The sequence below is a fragment of the Marivita sp. GX14005 genome (assembly GCF_023370775.1).
Classification (GTDB): domain Bacteria; phylum Pseudomonadota; class Alphaproteobacteria; order Rhodobacterales; family Rhodobacteraceae; genus Marivita.
Genome location: NZ_JAMCCQ010000005.1, coordinates 295,394 through 318,050, shown reverse-complemented (window position 1 = coordinate 318,050; position 22,657 = coordinate 295,394). Strand labels below are relative to the sequence as shown.

The window sequence follows — 22,657 nt, the reverse complement described above, 5'->3', positions numbered from 1 at the left end:
CCCGGTTATCAGAGCGCGCGCAGACGCGCCACGCCGCGTTCAGGTATTTTTGGCCCAAAGAAGCCGAAATGCGCGCCCTAGTCGGCCGGCATGCGCTGCTCGACGATCTCCGCCCACCAGGAACAGCCGGAGGGAATCGCCTCGTCGTTGAAATCGTATTCTGGATGATGCACGGCAGCCGTATCGCCATTGCCGACAAGGATATAGGCACCGGGCCGCTCCTCAAGCATATAGGCGAAATCCTCGCCCCCCATGATGAGCGGCGCCTCCCCGCACGCGCCCGAGACCGACCGCGCCACGTCGGCGGCAAAGCGGGTCTGCTCCTCGTGATTGACCATCACCGGATAGCCGCGCCGATAATCGAGCCGCGCCTGCCCGCCCATCGCCGCCGCGACGCCGCTGCAGATCTCCCCCAGCCGCCGCTCGGCCAGATCGCGCATCGCGCCCGACATGCTGCGCACCGTGCCTTTCAGATGCACGCTTTGCGGGATCACGTTGAACGCCGTCGACGATGTCTCCACCGATGTGACCGAGACCACGATCTGATCGACCGGATCGGCATTGCGACTCGCGATGCTCTGCAGTGCGCTGATCGCCTGCGCCGCCATCACCACCGGATCGACGGTCTCATGCGGCTTGGCCGCATGTCCGCCGCGCCCCTCGAAGGTCACATCGAAAAGATCGGTCGCGGCGAAAAAAGCCCCCGGACGAATCGCGAAACTGCCCACCGGGTTGCCCGGCCAGTTATGCATCCCGTAAACCTCCTGAATACCGAACCGGTCCATCATCCCGTCGTCGCACATTTCCTTGCCGCCGCCGCCACCCTCTTCGGCGGGCTGAAAGATCACCACCGCGGTGCCGTCGAAATTGCGCGTCTCGCAGAGGTATCGCGCCGCCCCCAGCAACATGGCCGTATGCCCGTCATGCCCGCAGGCATGCATCGCCCCCTCGGTGCGCGACGCATAGCCCAACCCGGTTTCCTCCCGGATCGGCAAGGCGTCCATATCCGCGCGCAGACCGATCACCTTGCCGGACCCGTCGCGCCTGCCCCGAATCACGCCGACCACCCCGGTCCGGCCGATCCCGGTGACGACCTCGTCACAGCCGAATGCCTCCAGCTTCTCGGCCACCAGCGCGCTTGTGCGATGCGTGTCGAAAAGGATCTCGGGATGCGCGTGCAGATCGCGCCGCCACGCGGTGATATCGTCCTGCAATTCGGCAAATCGGTTCTTGACCGGCATCCGGCAAATCCTCCCGTCCAATCCTCTATTGCCCGACCTTGGCGCAGCCGCCGGCCCGCCGCAAGTGGTCCCGATCTTCTCTGTTTCACAAATATCTCGGGGGAGTCGCCGCCCCGCGGCGACGGGGGCAGCGCCCCCGAATTCCGCCGCCATCCCGAACACCGGCAAATAAAACCGCGAACGCCCCGAACGCCCTTCCCCCCGAACTGCATGTTTCGCGATCCACCGGCGTCGCGGAACACCGTTCCGATCAACCGCGCCGCGCCCGCACAGCCGTTCGCGGCCCAAACCCCTGCCGCGCCCCCTTATCTCTTGCCGCAAGGGCAATTCCCGGCCACATGCGAAACCAAACCAGCAAGGAGCGCCCCATGTTCGAAGATCTCGGCCTCGAATCCCTGACCGCGCCGCAGGCGGCGGTGATCCTCGCCCTGGCGCTGGGCGCCGCATTCGGCTTTCTGGCGGAGCGCACGAAATTCTGCTTCCGTCGCAGCCTGATCGGCGCGGATCGCAGGCAGGCACTGGGCGTCTGGCTCACCGCGCTCGCGATTGCCGTCCTCGGCACCCAGGCCGCAACCTTGGTCGGACTGGTCGATTTCAGCGCCCACCGCTTCATGGCCGCCGATCTACCCATCCTCGCCATCGCGCTGGGCGGGCTGATATTCGGCGCCGGCATGGTGCTCACACGCGGCTGCATCTCGCGGCTGACCGTTCTGTCCGCAACCGGCAACCTGCGCGCGGTCTTCGTCCTGACCCTTTTCGCCATCGCCGCCCATGCGACGCTGAAGGGCGTGCTCGCCCCGTTGCGCACGTCGCTTGGCTCCGTCACCCTGCCGCTGGGCGATGCGGTCTCGCTCGCGTCCCTGCCCGGCGGCGCGCCACTCTGGGCCGGCGGTATCGCGCTCGCGGCCCTGACCGTCGCCCTGCGCTCGGGCAACCGCGCCTCCGCGCTCGTGATGGCGGCGGCAATCGGCGCGCTGGTGCCGCTCGGCTGGGTCGGCACGGGGTTCGTGCTCTACGACGATTTTGACCCGGTCGCGATGGAAAGCCTGTCCTTCACCGCGCCCTTTGCCGATACGCTTTTCTGGACCATCGCATCGAGCTCGATCCCCGCCAATTTCGGCGTCGGCCTGATTGGCGGCACGCTGATCGGCGCACTCGTCGCGGCGCTGATCTTCCGCAGCTTTTCATGGCAGTCCTTCTCGACCCCGGCGCAAACCGGACGCTATGCCGCGGGCGCGGTCTCGATGGGCATCGGCGGCGTTCTGGCCGGCGGCTGCACGGTCGGTGCAGGGCTCGCGGGCGTGCCGACCCTCTCCATCGCCGCGCTCTTGGCGATCCTGTCCATCGCCGCGGGCGCGCTCATCACCAATGCCGCGCTGAACAAGGCCCCGCGCGGCGCCATCGCCCATCCGGCCGAGTAAGGCTCACAGGTCGATCTCGCCCGCGTCCGGGGCCGGCAAATCCTCCGGCGCCGGGGCGGGATCGGGTTTGCGCCGCAACAGGATATCCCCGTTAGGCAAGCGCACGGGCGGCTCATAGGCCGACCAGTCCTCGACCTCGCGCAGCAGGTCCTTCATCGCCGGACCCATCTCCCGCGCAAAGCGGCGCAGCGCCGGACCCATTTCCTCGGCAAGGTTCTCGAACTCGCGCAACGCAGGTTCCATTTCCTCGCCCAGTCCCTTGAAGAAGAGCCGCGCGCCTTCCTCCATCAGGCTGGTGCCGTCCTCGGCAAGACTTGGAGAGGCGATCAAAACGGCCGCAAGCGCGGTGGCAATAATCTGTTTCATGGCATCAATATAGCGAAGCCGCAGCGAAATTTCATCCCGCAAGATCGATATCGAGCGTCACCGGGAAATGGTCCGACGCCGTGAGCAACGCCTCGCGCAACTCCGGCGTCGTCCAGCAGACCGGATCGTCGAACGGATGCCAGATGCGCCAGCGTCGCGCGCGCTCCCGCAGATCGGGCGAGACCATGATGTAATCGAGCAGCGCCTGAAGATAGCGCCCTTCATGGCCCAGGTAAAACCGCGCCGAGCTCGGCGCCGGCCCGATCCGCCGCGACAGCGCCTGCACGGCATGCGGATCGTAGAGCGCGCTCTCGCCCTCGCCCATCACGATCTCGACCGAGGATCGCCCGAACAGATGCTCGTATTCATCGAGCCCCGGACCGTCATTGAGATCGCCCATCACGATCACCGGCTCGCCCGCGTCCAGATGCTCCATCACGCGCGCGCGCAGCCAGATCGCCTGCGCCAGCTGCTTGCGCCGATTGGCGATCGACAGGCGCATGATCGCATCGCGCCCCGTCGCACCATGCGGGGCCTTGGATTTCAGATGCGCGCCGATCACGCGCAACATCTCCCCGCTGCCGCGCAGCTTCACCGCCAGTTCCAGCGGCGGCTTGGAAAACGCGACACGATCCTCGGTCGCGTCGATATCCAGATCGATGCGGAACGTGCCGTCGAATCGCGGCGCGCCGGGGGCCGGCGGCGCACCGGCCAGCGGCACCGGACCGCGCGGATCATGCTCCGCCTCGATCACTTCGGGATCGAACATCAACGCGATTTCCTGCTGCGTGTCGTTGGCGAACCCCATGACCGCCCGCCGCGCCCGCAGACCGAACGCATCGGCAAAGCTCTCCAGCGCCTGCACCGTGTCACGGCGGCGACTGCTGTCGGGTGCCTCGACCACCATCACCGCATCGGCATCGAGCGCGGTGAACACGATCCCCAACGCCTCGGTCTGCGCCGCCCTCGTGATCCCCTGCCGCGCCGACCAGCCATCATCGACGAGGAGCCCGCCGCCATCGTCAAACAGCGCATCGAACCATTCGACGTTATAGCTCGCCAGGCGCATCAGGCATGCGCGCGCGAGGAAATCTCCTCCCACGCGCGGTTGATCGCGATCAGACGTTTCTCCGACAGCTTGACAGCCTCTTCGGGCACGCCGCGCGCGATCATCGCGTCGGGATGGCTCTCGCGCACCAGTTGCCGCCATGTGCGGCGTATCTCGGGAAGCGGCGTATCGGGCTCAACGCCCAGCACGTCGAACGGATCGGGCGCGGCATCCGGCACCAGTCGCGCCTTCAGGCGGCGAAACGCACCCTCGGGCAACTCGAAAATCTCGGCCACACAGGCCAGAAAGGCATCCTCGCCCGGATGGTAGCTGCCATCGGCCAGCGCGATGTGAAAGAGCCCCTCCATCAGATCGCAGAGCGTGCCGCGATCGGTGCCGAACATCGCCCCGATCCGGCGCGCATAGCTCTCGAACCCGGCCACATCCTGCCGCGCGAGATCGAAGACCCGCGCTGCATTCGCCTCGTCCTCGGGCGGGATGTGAAAGACCTCACGGAAGGCGCGCACCTCGTCGCGGGTAACGCGGCCATCGGCCTTGGCCATCTTGGCCGACAGCGCGATCACCGCGATGGTGAAGGCCACCCGCCGCTCGGGCGGCGTGCGCAGCCGCTCGAACACGTCCGAAAGGCTTTCGCCCTTGGCCAGCGCGGACAGCGCGTCTGAGATGCGGGACCAGATCGACATGCCGCCCTGTCTATCCCAGCCCGCGCGTCCTGTCAGCGGCGCAATGCACCGAAATCACACCAATTTGCGCATGCCTTCCGCGCTCTCGAACTCGGCCGCGAGACCCGGCTGCGCAGCCGTTGCGAAATGGACCCGTGCATCGTCCAGCCATCCGCCGATCAGCCCGCGCAGCTCCGCCGCGCCCGGATGCGCCACGATCAGCCGCGACAGCCGCAAATCCGCCGCCGGCAAGCTGGCGCCCGGCGGCGCGTCGCTATGCCATTCGATGATCGCCGGAAAGAGCCCGTCATAGGGCAGCATCCCGTCCGGCGGCACCAGCATCGTCCAGCTCAGATCGCCACGAGACAGCTCCACCGGCTCCCCGGCCTGCGGAAAGGCCGCGCGCGCCGCCTTGATATCGCCGCAGCGCAGGATCCACTTGTCGAGCCGCGCCGGCCCGCGAAACGCATCCAGCCCGAACCAGCGCGGATACCCCGGCGCAGGCTGCGCCGGATCGGGCGCGATCGCCTCAAGATAAAGCCCGTCCTGCAATCCCAGCAGCCGGTTATGTGTCGCGTAATGCGCATGCCGCCCTCCGGACCCCATCGCAACGCCCAGCGCCGCCTCGCAATGCGCCACCGCCGCCTCCAGCCGCTCCCCGGCCACCGCGATATGATCCAGCTCGAACATCCCCGCCCCTTTCTTCTTGCCCCAAATATCCCGGGGGTTTGGGGGCAGCGCCCCCAATGAAAGCCGTTTGCGTGCACGCAAACGCCCGGACGCGTCAACGCGTCCGGCGCCGCCCTCACACGCCCCGCGCCTCGCGAACGAGCCTAAGGATATCCTGTGCCGCTTCGGGGATATTGGTCCCCGGCCCGAAGATCGCCTTCACCCCCGCCTCGCGCAGAAACGCGTAATCCTGTTGCGGAATGACCCCGCCGCAGATCACCAGGATATCCTCCGCGCCTTGTGCTTTCAGCGCTTTCACCAGCTCGGGCGCCAGCGTCTTGTGCCCCGCCGCCTGGCTGGAGATGCCGATCACATGCACATCGTTGTCGATGGCATCCTGCGCCGCTTCCTCGGGCGTCTGGAAAAGCGGCCCCACATCCACGTCAAAGCCGATATCGGCGAAAGCGGTCGCGATCACCTTGGCGCCCCGGTCATGCCCGTCCTGGCCCATCTTGACCACCAGCATACGCGGCCGCCGCCCCTCGTCCTCGGCAAACGCCTCGACCGCGCGCTGAATGGCGGCGAAGCCCTCATCGCCCTCATAGGCCGCGCCATAAACGCCCGCCAGGGTCTTGACCTCGGCACGATGCCGCCCGAACACCTTTTCCATCGCCATGCTGATCTCTCCCACGCTGGCCCGTGCCCGCGCCGCCTCGACGGCGCCTTCCAGAAGGTTGCCACCTTGCGCCGCGCGCCGCTCCAGTTCCGTGAGAGCCGCATCGCACGCCGCCTGATCCCGCTCCGCCCGGATCCGCCCCAGCCGCGCGATCTGGCTGTCTCGCACCTTGACATTGTCCACGTCCAGAATGTCGAGCGGGTCTTCCGTCTCGCGCCGATACTTGTTGACGCCGACGATCACATCCTCGCCCCTGTCGATCTGCGCCTGCCGCGTCGCCGCCGTCTCCTCGATGCGCAGCTTGGGCATGCCGGAGGCGACCGCCTTGGTCATGCCGCCCATCTCGTCCACTTCCTCGATCAGCTTCCATGCCGCCTCGGCCAGATCATGCGTCAGCTTCTCGACGTAATACGACCCCGCCAGCGGATCGACCACGTTGGTCACGCCGGTTTCTTCCTGCAAAATCAACTGCGTGTTCCGCGCGATGCGCGCCGAAAAATCGGTTGGCAGCGCAATCGCCTCATCGAGCGCATTGGTGTGCAGCGATTGCGTGCCCCCCAGAACCGCGCTCATCGCCTCGTAGGCGGTGCGGATCACGTTGTTATAGGGGTCCTGCTCGGCCAAACTCACACCCGAGGTCTGGCAATGCGTGCGCAGCATCTTCGAGCGGTCGTTCTTGGCTCCCAGATCGTCCATGATCCGATACCACAAAAGCCGCGCCGCGCGCAGCTTGGCGGCTTCCATGAAGAAATTTTTGCCGATGGCGAAAAAGAACGACAGCCGCCCGGCGAAGCGGTCCACATCCATCCCCCGCGCCATCGCGGTCTTCACGTATTCCTTGCCGTCCGCCAGGGTATAGGCCAGCTCCTGCACGAGGTTCGCGCCCGCCTCCTGCATGTGATAGCCGGAGATCGAAATCGAATTGAATTTCGGCATGTTGTCCGAGGTATATTCGATGATATCCGCGATGATCCGCATAGACGGCTCTGGCGGGTAGACATAGGTGTTGCGGACCATAAATTCCTTGAGGATGTCATTCTGGATCGTCCCCGACAGAACCGCCTTGTCATGGCCCTGCTCCTCGCCCGCGACGATGAAATTCGCCAAGATCGGGATCACCGCGCCGTTCATCGTCATCGACACGCTCACCTGATCGAGCGGGATACCATCGAAGAGGATCTTCATGTCCTCGACCGAATCGATCGCCACGCCCGCCTTGCCCACATCGCCCACCACGCGCGGATGATCGCTGTCATAGCCCCGATGCGTCGCCAGATCGAAAGCGACCGACACGCCCTGCTGTCCGGCAGCCAGGTTGCGGCGGTAAAAGGCGTTCGATTCCTCCGCCGTCGAGAACCCGGCATATTGCCGGATCGTCCAGGGCCGGCCGGCATACATCGTCGCCTTGACACCTCGCGTGAACGGCGCCTCGCCGGGCAGCGTGCCAAGATGCGGCAGCCCCTCCAGATCCTCGGCCGTATAGAGCGGCTGAACCTCGATCCCTTCCAGCGTCTTCCAGGTCAGATCCTCGATGGATCGGCCCCGCAATTCCGCCTCGGCCAACGCCCGCCATCTGTCTTTTTCGGCTGTCATCACCCGTCCTTCCCTTGTAACGATCCGCCGCCGCGCGGCGCATGATGATTTTCCCCCTGCCCCGCCTGCGCGCTCTTCGCTTTGCCGCGAGGAGGCCCTATGTAGGGGGATATGAAGAAATTTCTGTCGATCCTGCTGGCCTGCACCGCGCTGACCGGCCCCATGTCCGGCTCCGCCGCCGATACGACCGGCGAGGCCGAGGCGCTCGATGTCGAGATCATCCTCGACGCCGCCGATGTCGATCTCGACGCGTTCCGCTGGGTCAAGCGCCCCGTGATCGTGTTCGCCGACTCCCCGGCCGATCCGACATATGTGCAGCAGATGCAATACCTGACCCGCCGCCTCGACGAGTTGGAAGAGCGCGACGTGGTCATCATCACGGATACCGATCCGGCCGCCGCCAGCCCCCTGCGCGACAAGCTGCGCCCACGCGGGTTCATGCTCGTGCTCATCGGTAAGGACGGGCAGGTCAAACAGCGCAAACCCCTGCCCTGGAGCGTGCGCGAACTCAGCCGCACCATCGACAAGATGCCCATCCGGCAACAGGAAATCCGCGACCGCCGCGCTTCGCGCCCGTAAGCCGCGCCGTTGCGCGACCGCGGGCGATACCCTATATTAAGGGTGTGGCGCAAAGCTGCGCCCTGAACCGGAGGCTGCGATATGTCGAACAAACCGATCAAGCACAAACCCCCGATCACCGGCCAGACCGGCCCGCGCCCCGGCTATTGACCGGGCGGCCGTTCAGGCTGTCACCAAGCGCATCGCAGGCCGCTTTCCCAAGGCTGAGCGCTTCTTTTTTCATGGAAATATAATCCGTATACATGCGAATCCGCTGGATTTGCGGCGTCACTCCGGCGCGAAAATGCTCCGACCGCAGATCCTCGATCATCGCCTCGATGGCGAAAACCTGGTTATAATAGCGCACCACCGGGCGGATCACGCCCTCAGGTAGAATCTGCACATCCGGCAGGATCGACTGGAACATCGTATCGTTCCGCTCGCTCGGGATCAGCGGAACGTAGCTTTCGTCCGCATCCATCTTCTCGACCATGTCCTTCCAGGCGCCGTCCAGATCGAATTCCGGATTGCCCAGGATATCGACATAGTGCTGAATTTCGGCGGCCAGCGCGTTTTGCACATCGATGCTGCGCTCCTGCCGGCGCCGCCGGTCCCGCCCCCGCTCCCGCGCGCTGGCCACCAGCCAGCCAAGCGCCACCACCGCCGCGCCGACCAAGGCGGCGCCGAAGCGGGGGTCGTAAAGGGGAACGGCGGGTTCCATCGCGCTATTCGAACTCCATGATCACATCATCCACCGCGAGGCTGTCGCCGGCGCCGGCGTTGATCTTCGACACGGTGCCCTTGCGTTCGGCGCGCAGGATGTTTTCCATCTTCATCGCCTCGACGGTGCAAAGCGGCTGGCCTTCCTGCACCTCGTCGCCCTCCGCCACATCGATCTTCACGATCAGGCCGGGCATCGGGCACAGCAGCATCTTCGAGGTATCGGCGGCCACCTTCTCGGGCATCAGCCGCGCCAGTTCCGCCTGACGCGGAGTGCGCACATGCACCTTCAGATCGGCCCCGCGCGAACGGATGCGGAAGCCGCCCGAGATCTTGCCGACCTTCATCACCAATGGCGCGCCGTCCACCTCCATCCGCGCAAGCGCGTCGCCCGGCGTCCAATCGCCCGAAACGCGCATCTCGGATCCATCGGCGAAACGCACGGTGGAGCCGCCCCGGTCGGCGGCAATCGTCACGTCGAAATCGCGGCCCTGAAGCGCGACGTTCCACTCCTCGCCGACATGGCGCTCGTGGTTGTCGAGCGTGCCGGAAATCCGCGCGCGGCGGATCTCGGCCACCCGGTTCATCGCCGCCACCGCCGCCACGATCCGGCGCAGCACGTCCTCGCCCAGTTCCACGCCCTCGAACCCGTCGGGATATTCTTCTGCGATGAAGGCGGTCGTCATGTCGCCCGAGATGAATTTCGGATGGTCCATCACCGCCGACAGGAACGGCAGGTTATGGCCAATCCCCTCCACCTCGAAACTGTCGAGCGCGTTGCGCATCACCTCGATGGCCGTCGCCCTGTCCGGCCCCCAAGTGCAGAGTTTGGCGATCATCGGATCGTAATACATGCTGATCTCGCCGCCCTCGAACACGCCGGTATCGTTGCGCACGATGCCTGCGCCCATCTCGCCTTCCTCGGGCGGACGGTAGCGGGTCAGACGGCCGATCGACGGCAGGAACCCGCGATAGGGGTCCTCGGCGTAAAGCCGGTTTTCAATCGCCCAGCCGTTGATTTTCACGTCGTCCTGGCGGATCGACAGCTTTTCGCCATTGGCCACGCGGATCATCTGTTCCACCAGATCGACCCCGGTGATGAGCTCTGTCACCGGGTGTTCGACCTGCAGTCGGGTGTTCATTTCCAGGAAATAGAAATTCTTGTCGCCATCGACGATGAATTCCACCGTCCCGGCGCTGGTATAGCCGACCGCCTTGGCCAGAGCGACGGACTGTTCGCCCATCGCCTTGCGCGTCGCCTTGTCCAGAAACGGCGACGGCGCTTCCTCGACAACCTTCTGGTTGCGCCGCTGGATCGAACATTCGCGCTCGTTCAGGTAAATCCCGTTGCCATGCGCATCGCAAAGCACCTGAATCTCGATATGGCGCGGCTGGGTGACGAATTTCTCGATGAAGATCCGGTCATCGCCGAAACTGCTCGCCGCCTCGTTCTTCGAGCTTTGGAACCCCTCGCGCGCCTCCTCGTCGTTCCAGGCGATCCGCATCCCCTTGCCGCCGCCGCCGGCGCTGGCCTTGAGCATGACCGGATAGCCGATCTCGTTCGAGATCTTCACTGCTTCCTCGGCATCCTCGATCAGCCCCATATAGCCGGGCACCGTGCTGACGCCCGCCTCCTGCGCGATCTTCTTGGAGGTGATCTTGTCCCCCATCGCCTCGATCGCCCCTTTCGGCGGGCCGATGAAGGCCACGCCCTCCTTCTCCAGCGCCTCGGCGAATTTCGGGTTCTCCGACAGGAACCCATAGCCCGGATGCACCGCCTGCGCGCCGGATTGGCGGATCGCGTCCATCACCTTGTCGATCACGATATAGGACTGGTTGGCGGGCGGCGGGCCGATATGCACCGCCTCGTCGGCCATCTCCACATGCAGAGCGTTCTTGTCGGCATCCGAATAGATCGCCACCGTCTCGATACCCATCTTGCGGGCGGTCTTGATGACCCGGCAGGCGATCTCGCCCCGGTTGGCAATCAGGATCTTGTCGAACATGGATGTCCCCTTGGCTTGGTCTTATGTAGGCGCGGCACGGCACGCGAAAAGCCGCCGAAGCGCGGGGCTCCGGCGGCTCGAAAGGAAAGTCTGCCCGTGGCGGCTGCGGTGTCAGCAGCGATCCGGGTAAGTCTGGCAATAGGCGACGTTGCCTGCCGCGCCGACGGCTGCACCGGTGAGCAGATCGCCGCCCGTGGCCGCCGCAACGCCCGCGCCGGCCGCACCGCCGCCAAGCGCCTGTTCGCCCAGCGTATCGCCGCAGGCCGACAGGCCGAGCAGCGCGCAGGTTGCGAGGATGAGTTTCGGCTTGAGGGAATGGCGTTGCATGTGTCGGCTCCTTCGATTTGGTTGACCTCTAGGGGCAGAACACACCGAAGCCGCGCAGGGTTCCAGAACCTTGCCGAAACAGCCCGGAAATTGGCGGAACCCCGCCATTCGAAACGACAATCCCGGAGCGAAAAAAAGTCGGGCGCTTGGCATGGGGTGTGACCAAGGCGCCCGACCAGGGAAGGGTAACGGTGAACAAATGACGCAATCTGCCAACGCCATGTCACTAGGAACTTCTCCACAGTGCCACAACCGCTTGAAGCGTCAATCGTCGTTTCGATACAACCGAAAGCATCGGCGTTTTCTCGCCTGCGGTGACGTAGGGTAAGCGACATTACGCCCACCCCTCGCCATCGAACGCATCGGGAAACGCGGCGCGTGCGGCGGTTTCGTCAATGATCAGAAGCGCTTCGTAGGAGGCCGGATCGAACGGGTCGTCATAGGGCAGGATTTCGCGCCCGAAGAGCCAGCTGAGCCGCCCCGCATCGAGATTGCCGCGTTCGAACGGCTCGGCGCCGAAATGCGCCCACAGGGCGGCCATGAAGGCAGAATCGGCGCGCTTGTCGCCGGGCCTGCGATCGCGATATCGCTCCAGCCGCTTCAGCGGCGTGACGCCCTTGGGATTGGCGCGGCGAATGGTGAACTGGTAATCGGTGCCGGGCAGCCGCCCCGGAAAGCCGCGATGCTTCAGCATGACACGCCTCCGCATCCGGCGCGGCGCGGGGCGGACGCACCGGCCCGCCCCGCGTTTCGCTTACTTGTATTTGCCGGTGTAGACAGGTTCCTGGCTGATCGGCTCGGGATCGATGACCACGAATTCCTCTTCCGCCGGCTCGTTCGCACAAGCGCCAAGCGCGGCGAGCAGCCCTGCGGCGGCAAACAGTTTAAGGGTCTTGGACATTGCCATCTCCTTTCGGGATCGAGAGCGAGCGCAGCACCATCCGGCGCTGTTCGCCCCCGAATCGAGGTTACGATTGCCTCTTTGCAATCGCGCGCAGGATAGCCGTTCCCGCGCCCCGCACGAGGGCCGCGCAGACCGAGACCGGCGGGATGTGGCGCAAAAGACTCATCCCCGTGAGCGTCGCGGCGCGCAGCCTCAACATAATGTGGATACATCAGAAAATCTCCAAGATGCAGCTTCCGCCCTCGGCGCGATAGGCCTCGAAGAATTGCGTCACATCCGGCTCCGCCACGCCGAATTCCGTCTCGCGCCGCGCCAGCGAAATCACGATCTGCGCTCCCTCCCGAACGCCCAGGTGCGGCAGCGCGTAGGTTTCGCACAGATACCGCATGTCGCCCTCGACATCCTCATAGGCGCGCCCCGCATCCCCGATCTGCGGCGCGACAAAGCGAAAGCGATAGACCGGCGGCTCCGCGATCATCTCCTGGAACGTCACCGGCTGGCCAGATGGAACAGAAAGTAGCCCGTCAAAGACCGTCACCGCATACGCTATTGCGCTGATCAATATGGTGATTTGATAAGTAATCAAGTCTGATCACCGTGAGTATCATCGCCGATCTGTCGAGGTGGAGCAGCAATTGCCAAGGGTGTCTTTTCAGCACTAAGCATTTCTATTGCTGCTCTCCCGTCAACAAGAAAACCCAAAGCAAATGCTGTGGCTTTTGTGGCGGACTTACCCCAAGAGATCACATCCTTGATAAGGTGAGACTGATCAACTTCTAGTTCATTGAGAATTGCTAGCAGGTCAGCCGTCGTACTTTTTATAACGCTGGCAACTTGTTCATCAGAAAGGTAAGCCCCTTCGTCAATTATTTTTATCGTTCCAAAAAGAAGCGCGGCCGCGGATTGTTTTGCTTTTTGCGGTATGGCTTGCGCTCTCACTCGATCTATCAGCGCATGGGTATCAGAAATAATCTCTTGTCGGTCGAGACGTATCGACTTTGGCGCGCCGGCGGTATCCAATAAATCGCTTAGATCATTTAGCTGGTAGATTATTGCATCAAAATCAAAACCCTCGCGGAACTTCGCCCAATTTGGCGCGCCATTCAAAGCTTTTTGAAAGCTAATATGCAATTCAGTCAGTTTTGATATTGCGCGGTTTTTCGCCCGCTCACCTATCGTTGCTTTAGCAATCTCACGAATTGAGTCTTGAAAAAGAAGAGTTACGTAAATCTGATTGCTAATGCCAGAGTTATCAGTATAAACGCACGCGAAGGCATCCGCGATCGTTTGATTCATTGTTTCTTCTTTTAGTCGCGAAAACGCATCCGCGAGCTTATCAACTCCGTAGTCTTGCATTGGCCCCCTCACAGCGGAATGTTGTCGTGCTTCTTCCACGGCATGTCCTGGCTCTTCGACCGCAGCGCGGCAAAGGCGCGGGCCACCCGTTTGCGCGTGCTGTGCGGCTGGATCACTTCGTCGATGAAACCGCGCTCGGCGGCGACGAAGGGATTGGCGAAACGGTCCTCGTATTCTGCCGTATGGGCGGCGATCTTTTCGGCGTCGCCCAGATCGGCGCGGTGGATGATCTCGGTCGCGCCTTTCGCCCCCATCACCGCAATCTCGGATGTAGGCCAGGCATAGTTCACATCCGCGCGCAGATGCTTCGACGCCATCACCACGTAAGCGCCGCCATAGCTCTTGCGGGTGATCACCGTGACCTTCGGCACCGTCGCCTCGCCATAGGCGAAAAGCAGTTTCGCCCCGTGCTTGATGACCCCGTTATATTCTTGCGACGTTCCGGGCAAAAAGCCCGGCACATCCACCAGCGTCAGGATCGGGATGCCGAAGCAATCGCAGAACCGCACGAACCGCGCCGCCTTGCGGGCGCTGTCGATATCCAGAACGCCGGCCAGCACCATCGGCTGATTGGCGACCACGCCCACCGTCTGGCCTTCGAGCCGGATGAAGCCGGTGATGATGTTCTTGGCGAATTCTTCCTGAATCTCGTAGAAATCGCCCTCATCGGCGATCTTCACGATCAGCTCCTTCATATCGTAAGGCGTGTTCGCATTGGCCGGCACCAGCGTGTCGAGCGACGGCTCCATCCGGTCCACGCTGTCGAAGAAAGGCCGCACCGGCGGGGTCTGGCGATTGTTCAGCGGCAGGTAATCGACCAGCCGCCGCACCTCGGCCAAGGCCTCCACGTCATTCTCGAACGCGCCATCGGCAACGGAGGATTTGCGGGTATGGGTGGTGGCGCCGCCCAGTTCCTCGGCCGTCACCTGCTCGTTCGTCACCGTCTTGACCACGTCGGGGCCGGTGACGAACATGTAGGACGTGTCCTTTACCATGAAGATGAAATCGGTCATCGCCGGTGAATAGACCGCCCCGCCCGCGCAAGGCCCCATGATGACGCTGATCTGCGGGATCACCCCCGACGCCATGATGTTGCGCTGGAACACCTCGCCATAGCCTGCAAGGCTGTCCACCCCCTCCTGGATGCGCGCGCCGCCAGAATCGTTGAGCCCGATCACAGGCGCGCCGTTCTGCACCGCCATGTCCATGATCTTGCAGATCTTCTGCGCGTGCGTCGCCGAGACAGAACCGCCGAGCACGGTGAAATCCTGGCTGAACACATAGACCATGCGCCCGTTGATCGTGCCCCACCCCGTCACGACGCCGTCGCCAGCGGGGCGGTTCTTTTCCATGCCGAAATCGGTGGAGCGGTGGGTGACGAACATGTCGTATTCTTCGAAACTGCCCTCGTCGAGCAAAAGCTCGATCCGTTCGCGCGCCGTCAGCTTGCCCTTCTCGTGCTGCGCGTCGACGCGTTTTTGCCCCCCGCCCATACGGGCAGCGGCACGGCGGGTTTCGAGCTCTTGCAGAATATCTTTCATCGCTGTTCCCTGTTGATCGGCGCAATCATGCTTGCGCGGACAATACTGCGGTGCGGCGGAGCCTCAAGTATTTTCGAGCAAATTTGCAAAGTTCGAAAAGCTGAACCTTCGCAAATTGCAAATTAGCAAACCCCGGCCCATCCCTTTCAGATCTCTCTAAACCACCGCCGATATGGACAAACTTCGTCCTTGGGCGTAGCCGATAGACATGAGTTACGCCAACAAGGTCCGATTCCTCGACCGTTCCACACCGCCGCATATCGTCACACTGATCCTGCTCTCGGGCCTGTCGGCGCTGGTGATGAACATCTTCCTGCCGTCGCTGCCCAACATGACGGCCTATTTCCAGACCGAATACTGGATCATGCAACTGTCGATCGCGGTCTATCTCGGCGTGAACGCGGTGCTTCAGATCCTGATCGGTCCGATCTCCGACAAGCTGGGCCGCCGCCCGGTGATCCTCTGGGGCATCGGCGCGTTCTGCGTCGCCACGCTCGGCTGCATCTTCGCACCGAACATCTGGCTGTTCCTCACCTTCCGCATGGCGCAGGCGGTGATCGTAGCGGCGATGGTGCTCTCCCGCGCGGTGGTGCGCGATTGCGTGCCTGCCGATCAGGCCGCCTCCATGATCGGGTATGTCACGATGGGCATGGCCGTGGTTCCGATGATCGGCCCGGCCTTCGGCGGCGTTCTGGATGAATTCTTCGGCTGGCAGGCCAATTTCTGGCTGCTCTTCGCGCTCGGCGGTGCGATCCTGTGGCTCAGCTGGGCCGATCTGGGCGAAACCGCCAGTGTCAGCGGCCTGACGCTCGGCCAGCAATTCGCGCAATATCCCGAACTTCTGACCAGCCCGCGCTTTTGGGGCTATGCGCTGGCGGCGGGACTGTCCTCGGGCGCGTTCTTCGCCTATCTGGGCGGGGCGCCCTATGTCGGCTCCGAAGTGTTCGGCATGACACCCGCGCAGCTCGGTTTCTTCTTCGGCGCACCGGCCATCGGCTATTTCGGCGGCAATTTCCTCTCGGGACGCTATTCTGCGCGGATCGGCGTGAACCGGATGGTTCTCTTCGGCACGCTGGTCAACGGGGTGGGCATCACGCTTTCCATGATGGTCTTCTGGGCCGGGCTGGGCAGCGAATGGACCTTCTTCGGCTTCATGACCTTCGTCGGACTCGGCAACGGCATGACCATCCCCAACGCGACCGCCGGCACGCTGTCGGTGCGCCCGCACCTGGCCGGCACGGCAAGCGGTCTGGGCGGCGCGATCATGCTCGGCGGCGGCGCGGCGCTCTCGGCGCTGGCCGGAGCGCTCCTGGTGGGCGGCAACGGACCCTGGCCGCTCCTGTGGATCATGCTCGTCACGGCCATCGGCGCCATCGCCGCCATCGCGCTGGTGATCCGACGCGAAGCCCGGATGCCGGGGCTGGACAGCGCCTGAAGGATTTGCAAACTCGCGCCCACGCGCTGCAAATCCGCAAAGGACCGCCATGCCCACGCAAAAACTCTATGCCGGCGCCAAGCTGCGCGAGATCCGCACGCGGCTCGGCATCACGCAGCGCGATTTCGCCGCCAAGATGGGCGTGTCCCTGCCCTATCTGAACCAGATGGAAAACAACAAGCGCCCGCTCTCGACCATCGTGGTGCTGGCGCTGGCACAGGAATTCGGCATCGACGTCACCGAACTGGGCCAGGGCGATGCCGAACGGATGATCTCCGATATGCGCGAGGCGCTGGCCGATCCGGTCTTCGCCGAGGCCGTGCCGCCCGTCGCCGATCTGCGCCTGACCGCCTCCAACGCACCGGGGCTGGCGCGCGCCTTTCTGCAACTGCACCGCGCCTACCGGCAGACCCATGAACGGCTCGCCTCGCTCGACGAGGCGCTGGGCCGCGAGGGCGCGCAGCTGCAACCCAGCCCCTGGGAAGAGGTGCGCGATTTCTTCCATTACTGCGACAATTACATCGACGCGGTGGATCGCGCCGCCGAACGCGCCGCCAGCCGCATGACAGGCAGCGACCGCGTGCGCGCCACCATTCGCGGTCTGGAAGCCGAAGGTCTGCAAGTGCGCTTCGCCGCCGCGCCCGACCTGCGCCGCTTCGACGAATTGCGCCACGAACTCACGCTCTCCTCGCTCGCCGCGCCGGAAACCCAGACCTTCCAGATGCTGCTGCAACTGGCACTCACGCGCCACGGCGCGCTGCTGGATGCCACGCTCGATCTGGCGCGGTTCCAGTCGGGCGCGGCACGCGACATCGCCAAGCTCGGGCTGGCCAATTACTTCGCCGGCGCGGCGATGATGCCCTATACGCAATTCCTGCAAGCCGCGCAGGACACGCGGCACGATCTCGAACTCATGGCGCGCCGCTTCGGCGCCTCCATCGAACAGGTGGCCCACCGGCTCTCGACCCTGCAACGCCCCGGCGCCAAGGGGATCCCGTTCTTCTTCGTCCGCGTCGATCAGGCCGGCACGATCACCAAGCGCCACAGCGCCACGCGGCTGCAATTCGCCCGTTTCGGCGGTGCCTGTCCGCTTTGGAACGTCCACCGCGCCTTCGAGACGCCGGGCCGCTTCCTGCGCCAGCCGGCCGAGACCCCGGACGGGGTGCGCTATATCTCCCTTGCGCGGGACGTGTCGAAAACCGGCGGCCATTTCGGCGCGCCGGTCCGCCGCTATGCCATCGCGCTCGGATGCGAGGTGAAACATGCCGGCGCGCTTGTCTATGCCGACGGGCTCGACCTGACACGCGACGGCGCGTTCGAGCCGATCGGGATCTCCTGCCGCATCTGCGAGCGCACGAATTGCCATCAACGCTCTGTCCCGCCGCTGGAGCGAAAGCTGACGATCCAGACCCACCGGCGCGGGATTCTGCCCTATGAGCTGACCTGATCCGCGCGCCGTAACGCTTCGTTAAGGTTAACCGGCTATACTGGGCTTGCGGAACAGGCTGAGGAGCCGATGACCGTGCCCGAAGAAGCCTCCGGCCCCAAACCGGATCGCTTCCAGCCCGCCGTGCCACCAGCGCGGCGGGCATTCTTCGAAAAAGACCCCCGGCTTCTTTGGGCCGAAAATACCTCCGCCGGAGGCTCCCGAAACCTGCCGCACGCGCCGCCGCCCGGTCAGCCGGCGCGCTTCAATGGCCGCGAGATCCGCCCGCCCCCGACAGGCGCACGCACGCCCGTCGTTCCCGGCGCCGAGGTCGGCATCCCGCGCATCACCCGCACGGCGAGATAGGCAAAGGCCTGCGCCTCCAGCATGTCCCCATCGAGCCCCACCGCCTCGACCGGCTCCACCGGGCAATCGAGCGCGGAGCGCAGCATCGCCATCATCACCGGATTGTGCCGCCCGCCCCCCGTCACGAGAAGCCGCGCGGGCGGGACGGGGCAGTGCTCCATCCCCTGCATCACCGCCGCCGCGCCCATCGCCGTCATCGTGGCCACCGCATCGGCATCGCCCAACTCGCGCACCAGATCGAGCATGACGGAAAAATCGTTCCTATCGAGCGATTTAGGCGGCATCTTGCGGAAATACCCCTCCTCGAGGAACAGCTCCAGCGCCCCATCGACCACCCGCCCCGTGGCCGCCAACGCGCCATCGCGGTCGAAAGCCAGTCCGCGCCGCTGCATCATCAGATCGTTGATCGGCGCATTGGCCGGCCCCGTGTCGAAGGCCAGCAGCGCGCCTTCCGCCTCCGGCGCCGCGGCGGCGGGGTCGACCCAGGTGAGATTGCCCACGCCGCCGAGATTGAGAAAGGCCAGCGGCCCCTCCGCCCCGATCCATTTTGCGCAGGCCCAGTGAAAGAACGGCGCGAGCGGCGCGCCCTGCCCGCCCATCTCGATATCCGAGCTGCGGAAATCCCAGATCACCGGCAACCCGAGCGCCGCGGCCAGCGCATCGCCATCCCCGGCCTGATGCGTGCCGCGCCCGTCCGGCTCATGCGCGAGCGTCTGGCCATGAAAGCCGACAAGCTCGCCCTCCATCCCCGCCAGCGCCCCGACATGCGCGGCCAGCACGATCCGCGCCGCCTCGGCGATATCGTCCTGCGGCCACTTGCCGAGCGCGCCGCGCAACACCGCGGCTTCGGCCTCTCTATAGGGCCGGTAGCGCGTTGCCCCGAAGCGCGTGATCGTCACGCCGTCCGTTTCGACCAGGGCCGCATCCACCCCGTCGAGCGATGTGCCGGACATCGCCCCCAAGGCACGGACCGGCCCCGATTTCATCTTGCCCTTCACCTTTCGCCCCGCCCTGACTATAGCTGCGCGCACCAGTCTATAACGGGGCGACGCGATGACCTACCATCCCAAATCGGAATTCATGGCAACCATGATGCAGCGTGGCTTTCTGGCCGATTGCACCGATTACCAGGGTCTCGACGAGGCGTTGAGCCAGGGCATCGTGCCGACCTATATCGGCTATGACGCAACCGCCAAATCGCTGCATGTGGGGCACCTGCTCAACATCATGATGCTGCGCTGGCTGCAAAAGACCGGGCACAAGCCGATCACGCTGATGGGCGGCGGCACCACCAAGGTGGGCGATCCGAGCTTTCGCGCCGACGAGCGCCCGCTTCTGACGCCCGAGGCGATCGACGCCAACATAGGCGGCATGAAACAGGTCTTCGCCAAATACCTGACCTATGGCGACGGGCCGACCGATGCGCTGATGCTCAACAATGCCGAATGGCTGGACGGGCTGAACTACCTCGATTTCCTGCGCGATATCGGGCGGCATTTCAGCGTGAACCGCATGCTGTCCTTCGAGAGCGTGAAATCCCGGCTCGACCGCGAACAATCGCTGTCCTTCCTCGAATTCAACTACATGATCCTGCAAGCCTATGATTTCCTTGAGCTCAACCGCCGCTACGGCTGCCGGTTGCAGATGGGCGGCTCGGATCAATGGGGCAATATCGTCAATGGGATCGACCTCACGCGCCGCGTGCTCGATCAGGAGATCTACGGCCTGACTTCGCCGCTCCTGACCACCAGTGACGGGCGCAAGATGGGCAAATCGGCGGGCGGCGCGATCTGGCTCAATGCCGACATGCTGAGCCCCTACGAGTTCTGGCAATTCTGGCGCAACACGACCGATGCCGATGTCGGCCGGTTCCTCAAGCTCTATACCGAACTGCCCGTCGAGGACTGCGACCGCCTCGGCACGCTGGCAGGATCGGAGATCAACGACGCCAAGATCGTGCTGGCGAACGAAGTGACGGCGCTTTGTCACGGCGCCGATGCGGCGGCAACGGCCGAGGCGACCGCGCGCGAGGTGTTCGAGAAAGGCGGCGTCGGGGATGATCTTCCGACCCTCATCCTCACCCCCGAACAGATCGCGGGCGGGCTCTCCAACACCGCGCTTTTCGTTCAGGCAGGGCTGTGCAAATCGGGCAAGGAAGCCAAGCGCCTGATCGCCGAAGGCGGCGCCAGCATCGACGATGCGCCTGTCGGCGAGGTGCGCCTGATGGCGCCCGAAGAGATCCGCGACGGCATGAAACTCAGCGCCGGCAAGAAACGGCACGCGCTGGTCCGGCTCTGCGGGTCTTAACCGGATCGCAACCTCTCGGTGCCACGCTGCGGGCATGACGCCCTGCCCGCTGCCCCAATCGCGCGAATTCGCCCGCACGCTCGCCGCGCTCGGAACACGCACGCATCGCCTGCCCGTGCCGGGCGGCGAAACCGCCTGCCTCGTGCAGACGCGGCGCCTGCCCTTGCTCGGCCCGGTCAACCTCATCTCGCGCGGTCCTGATCTGCCGCCGGCAGACGCCGCAGCTTGGCTCGCGCGACTCGACCTGCCCGGCCCGCTCTGCATCAACAGCCTCGGCAATCTCGGCGCGGGCTTCCTGCGCCTCGCCGCCCCGAAGGAGGTGGCGCTTTTGCCGCTCGGCGATCCGGCGCGGATGCGGCGCGCCATGCACCCCAACTGGCGCGCCAGCCTGCGCAGGGCGGAACGCGCGGCGCTCGCCATCACGAACGAGCCGTTCGATCCCGCGCGCCATGGCTGGCTGATCGACGCGGAAACCCGCCAGCAGAAGAACCGCCGCTACCGCAACTGGCCGGCACGGTTCACCGCCGCGTTCGCAAAGGAAAATGCCGGCAAACTGCGCGTGCTGAGCGCTGGCGGCACACGCACTGTAGCGGCAATGATGATCCTGTGTCACCCGCCCTGGGCCAGCTACCATCTCGGCGTGACGAGCGATGAGGGCCGCGCCGCCTGCGCCCATCACCGGCTGCTCTTCTAGGCGATGCTCTGGCTGGCCGCCCGCGGCTACACCACGCTCGATCTCGGCACGCTCACCGGCCCGCCGGGGCTGGACCGGTTCAAGCTGCGCAGCGGAGCAAGACGGACGGCCCTGGGCGGCACATGGCTGCGCCTGCCGCGCCTTCACCGGCCGAGCATCCAGATCCCGTCAGGCCAGAACGCGTGATAGGCGAAGGCGAACATCACGTCATGCGCCACGTCACGCCCGGCCGCGTCGCGCACCCGGATCGACCCGATATCGCGCCCCTCGGCGATCCGCGCCGTGTCGAGCGCGGAGGCCTGACCGGCGGTCCAGGAAATCACCACCCCGGCCTCCGCGATCTCGCCCGCCCGGCGCAACCGCTCCATCGGCCAGGCCCGCTTGCCCACGCGCACCACGCGCGCCAGCGGCGCGATCCCGTGCGGCGGCATCTCCCCGGAATACAGGAACGGCCGGTCGAGACTGTCATACCCGGCATAAGGGTTGCGCCCGTAATCGCGGTTGTAAGCCGGCTCCGCCATCACCCGCCCACCCGGATGCCGCGCGCGGAACTGCGCCCAGCTTTCCATGAAGCCCGGCAGCGGATCCAGAACCGCGCCCGTCAATTCCCCGACGATTGCCTCGCCAAGCGCCTGCTGCCACCAGCTTTCGGTCTGCCGGTCATACATCACCATGTCCGAATGGCGCAGCTTGCCCGTCACCCCGAATTCGAGCACCCGCCCGCGAACGCGGCGGTCGAAACTGAGCGCGGAATTGCAAAGCGGGCAAAAGGTCACCGCCACCGGAACACCGCCGACCACATCGTTCACGATCTCGTGCCAGGTCAGGTAACGGATCGGATAGGCGCGCACATCGCCGCCGATCTCGAGCGTGATGACGGGCTCGGCATCGCCCAGCCCTGTCTTCTCCGATACCTCGACGAAGTCCGGATCGCTCAGCGCCGGGATACCGTCCTTGGGCGGGCCGCCGGACCGTATCTCGGACCAGTCGGCAACCGCGCTTCGGCTGAAATCGGTCCGCGGCCATTCGCCCTGCCAAAACTCCGGACGCGCCGCCGCGAGCGACGCGATAAGAGCCATCAAACCCGCAATCACCAGAACGCGCATGAGCTTTCTCCCAAAGCTCAAGCTTGCCGCAGGCGCGCCGCTCTGCATAGACAGGCACACGCAACCGTGACCCGCGCGCGAGCCTCCTTCTTCTCGTCCCAAATACTCGAAAACCGCCACGCGGCCCGAGCGCGCCCGCCGAACGCAAGCCGCCGCGCTCGCCAAGCGCTTGCCGCCATGCGCAAGCATGGCTCAACCAGCGCGCGGCCCCGCG

At 64.9% G+C, this 22,657-nt stretch carries 23 protein-coding genes; 7 read left to right on the top strand and 16 right to left on the bottom strand.

The features are described from left to right. Positions 1–77: 77 nt before the first annotated feature. The gene (locus M3465_RS15470; RefSeq protein ID WP_249502673.1) at positions 78–1,241 is read right to left on the bottom strand and encodes a M20 aminoacylase family protein; all 1,164 of its coding nucleotides are present in this window, start codon (positions 1,239–1,241) and stop codon (positions 78–80) included. Between the two features lie 368 nt (positions 1,242–1,609). On the opposite strand from M3465_RS15470, the gene M3465_RS15465 reads away from it, so the two are divergent. After that, on the top strand, positions 1,610–2,662 hold the full coding sequence (locus tag M3465_RS15465) for a YeeE/YedE family protein (RefSeq protein ID WP_249502672.1): 1,053 nt from the start codon (positions 1,610–1,612) through the stop codon (positions 2,660–2,662). 3 nt (positions 2,663–2,665) lie between these two features. Here M3465_RS15465 and M3465_RS15460 read toward each other — a convergent pair whose 3' ends face one another. The 5 genes from M3465_RS15460 to scpA form a co-directional block, all read right to left on the bottom strand. Next, positions 2,666–3,028 carry a hypothetical protein gene (locus tag M3465_RS15460; RefSeq protein ID WP_249502671.1) on the bottom strand — a complete coding sequence of 121 codons (363 nt, stop codon included), beginning with the start codon at positions 3,026–3,028 and terminating at the stop codon, positions 2,666–2,668. Between the two features lie 31 nt (positions 3,029–3,059). Further along, a complete protein-coding gene (locus M3465_RS15455; RefSeq protein ID WP_249502670.1) occupies positions 3,060–4,097 on the bottom strand; it encodes an endonuclease/exonuclease/phosphatase family protein in 1,038 nt (345 codons plus the stop codon). Beyond that, positions 4,097–4,780, bottom strand: coding sequence for a molecular chaperone DjiA (locus tag M3465_RS15450; RefSeq protein ID WP_249502669.1), 684 nt, complete (start codon positions 4,778–4,780; stop codon positions 4,097–4,099). The genes M3465_RS15455 and M3465_RS15450 overlap by 1 nt, the downstream gene beginning before the upstream one ends. A 54-nt stretch (positions 4,781–4,834) precedes the next feature. Further along, entirely contained in the window at positions 4,835–5,449 is a 615-nt protein-coding gene (locus tag M3465_RS15445) for a VOC family protein (protein ID WP_249502668.1), read from the bottom strand. A 115-nt stretch (positions 5,450–5,564) separates the two neighbouring features. After that, positions 5,565–7,697, bottom strand: coding sequence for a methylmalonyl-CoA mutase (scpA, locus tag M3465_RS15440; protein ID WP_249502667.1), 2,133 nt, complete (start codon positions 7,695–7,697; stop codon positions 5,565–5,567). Positions 7,698–7,808: 111 nt separating this feature from the next. On the opposite strand from scpA, the gene M3465_RS15435 reads away from it, so the two are divergent. Next, a complete protein-coding gene (locus M3465_RS15435) occupies positions 7,809–8,276 on the top strand; it encodes a DUF4174 domain-containing protein (RefSeq protein ID WP_249502666.1) in 468 nt (155 codons plus the stop codon). 115 nt (positions 8,277–8,391) lie between these two features. On the opposite strand, the gene M3465_RS15430 is transcribed toward M3465_RS15435, so the two are convergent. The 8 genes from M3465_RS15430 to M3465_RS15395 all read right to left on the bottom strand — a co-directional run bounded on the left by M3465_RS15430 (position 8,392) and on the right by M3465_RS15395 (position 15,109). Next, complete coding sequence (locus M3465_RS15430) at positions 8,392–8,976, bottom strand: hypothetical protein (protein ID WP_249502665.1); 585 nt, start codon at positions 8,974–8,976, stop codon at positions 8,392–8,394. Positions 8,977–8,980: 4 nt separating this feature from the next. Beyond that, the gene (locus tag M3465_RS15425; protein ID WP_249502664.1) at positions 8,981–10,981 is read right to left on the bottom strand and encodes an acetyl-CoA carboxylase biotin carboxylase subunit; all 2,001 of its coding nucleotides are present in this window, start codon (positions 10,979–10,981) and stop codon (positions 8,981–8,983) included. A gap of 111 nt (positions 10,982–11,092) precedes the next feature. Then, positions 11,093–11,308 carry a hypothetical protein gene (locus M3465_RS15420; protein ID WP_249502663.1) on the bottom strand — a complete coding sequence of 72 codons (216 nt, stop codon included), beginning with the start codon at positions 11,306–11,308 and terminating at the stop codon, positions 11,093–11,095. Between the two features lie 334 nt (positions 11,309–11,642). Further along, positions 11,643–12,002, bottom strand: coding sequence for a hypothetical protein (locus tag M3465_RS15415; RefSeq protein WP_249502662.1), 360 nt, complete (start codon positions 12,000–12,002; stop codon positions 11,643–11,645). Positions 12,003–12,062: 60 nt separating this feature from the next. Next, positions 12,063–12,209 (bottom strand): hypothetical protein, encoded by a 147-nt coding sequence (locus M3465_RS15410; protein WP_249502661.1) that lies wholly within the window; start codon positions 12,207–12,209, stop codon positions 12,063–12,065. Positions 12,210–12,423: 214 nt separating this feature from the next. Then, on the bottom strand, positions 12,424–12,798 hold the full coding sequence (locus M3465_RS15405) for a DUF6497 family protein (protein WP_249502660.1): 375 nt from the start codon (positions 12,796–12,798) through the stop codon (positions 12,424–12,426). Next, entirely contained in the window at positions 12,795–13,568 is a 774-nt protein-coding gene (locus M3465_RS15400; RefSeq protein WP_249502659.1) for a hypothetical protein, read from the bottom strand. The genes M3465_RS15405 and M3465_RS15400 overlap by 4 nt, the downstream gene beginning before the upstream one ends. Positions 13,569–13,576: 8 nt before the next feature. Then, positions 13,577–15,109 (bottom strand): acyl-CoA carboxylase subunit beta, encoded by a 1,533-nt coding sequence (locus tag M3465_RS15395; RefSeq protein WP_249502658.1) that lies wholly within the window; start codon positions 15,107–15,109, stop codon positions 13,577–13,579. Positions 15,110–15,317: 208 nt separating this feature from the next. Between M3465_RS15395 and M3465_RS15390 the strand changes: the two genes are divergently transcribed. Both M3465_RS15390 and M3465_RS15385 read left to right on the top strand, forming a co-directional pair. Continuing rightward, entirely contained in the window at positions 15,318–16,544 is a 1,227-nt protein-coding gene (locus M3465_RS15390) for a multidrug effflux MFS transporter (protein ID WP_249502657.1), read from the top strand. 49 nt (positions 16,545–16,593) lie between these two features. Next, complete coding sequence (locus M3465_RS15385) at positions 16,594–17,991, top strand: helix-turn-helix domain-containing protein (protein ID WP_249502656.1); 1,398 nt, start codon at positions 16,594–16,596, stop codon at positions 17,989–17,991. Between the two features lie 230 nt (positions 17,992–18,221). Here the strand turns inward: M3465_RS15385 and M3465_RS15380 are convergent, their stop codons facing one another. Continuing rightward, a complete protein-coding gene (locus M3465_RS15380) occupies positions 18,222–19,322 on the bottom strand; it encodes an anhydro-N-acetylmuramic acid kinase (protein WP_249502740.1) in 1,101 nt (366 codons plus the stop codon). A 67-nt stretch (positions 19,323–19,389) separates the two neighbouring features. On the opposite strand from M3465_RS15380, the gene tyrS reads away from it, so the two are divergent. From tyrS to M3465_RS15365, 3 genes are read left to right on the top strand one after another with little or no spacing between them, the layout of a single operon-like run. Further along, positions 19,390–20,643: a tyrosine--tRNA ligase gene (tyrS, locus tag M3465_RS15375; RefSeq protein ID WP_249502655.1), complete on the top strand. Its 1,254-nt coding sequence runs from the start codon at positions 19,390–19,392 to the stop codon at positions 20,641–20,643. Positions 20,644–20,677: 34 nt separating this feature from the next. Then, positions 20,678–21,337 carry a GNAT family N-acetyltransferase gene (locus tag M3465_RS15370; RefSeq protein WP_249502654.1) on the top strand — a complete coding sequence of 220 codons (660 nt, stop codon included), beginning with the start codon at positions 20,678–20,680 and terminating at the stop codon, positions 21,335–21,337. Positions 21,338–21,340: 3 nt separating this feature from the next. Beyond that, positions 21,341–21,523 carry a hypothetical protein gene (locus M3465_RS15365; RefSeq protein WP_249502653.1) on the top strand — a complete coding sequence of 61 codons (183 nt, stop codon included), beginning with the start codon at positions 21,341–21,343 and terminating at the stop codon, positions 21,521–21,523. Here the strand turns inward: M3465_RS15365 and M3465_RS15360 are convergent. Beyond that, a complete protein-coding gene (locus M3465_RS15360; protein ID WP_249502652.1) occupies positions 21,481–22,443 on the bottom strand; it encodes a DUF3179 domain-containing protein in 963 nt (320 codons plus the stop codon). The genes M3465_RS15365 and M3465_RS15360 overlap by 43 nt on opposite strands. Positions 22,444–22,657 lie beyond the last annotated feature (214 nt).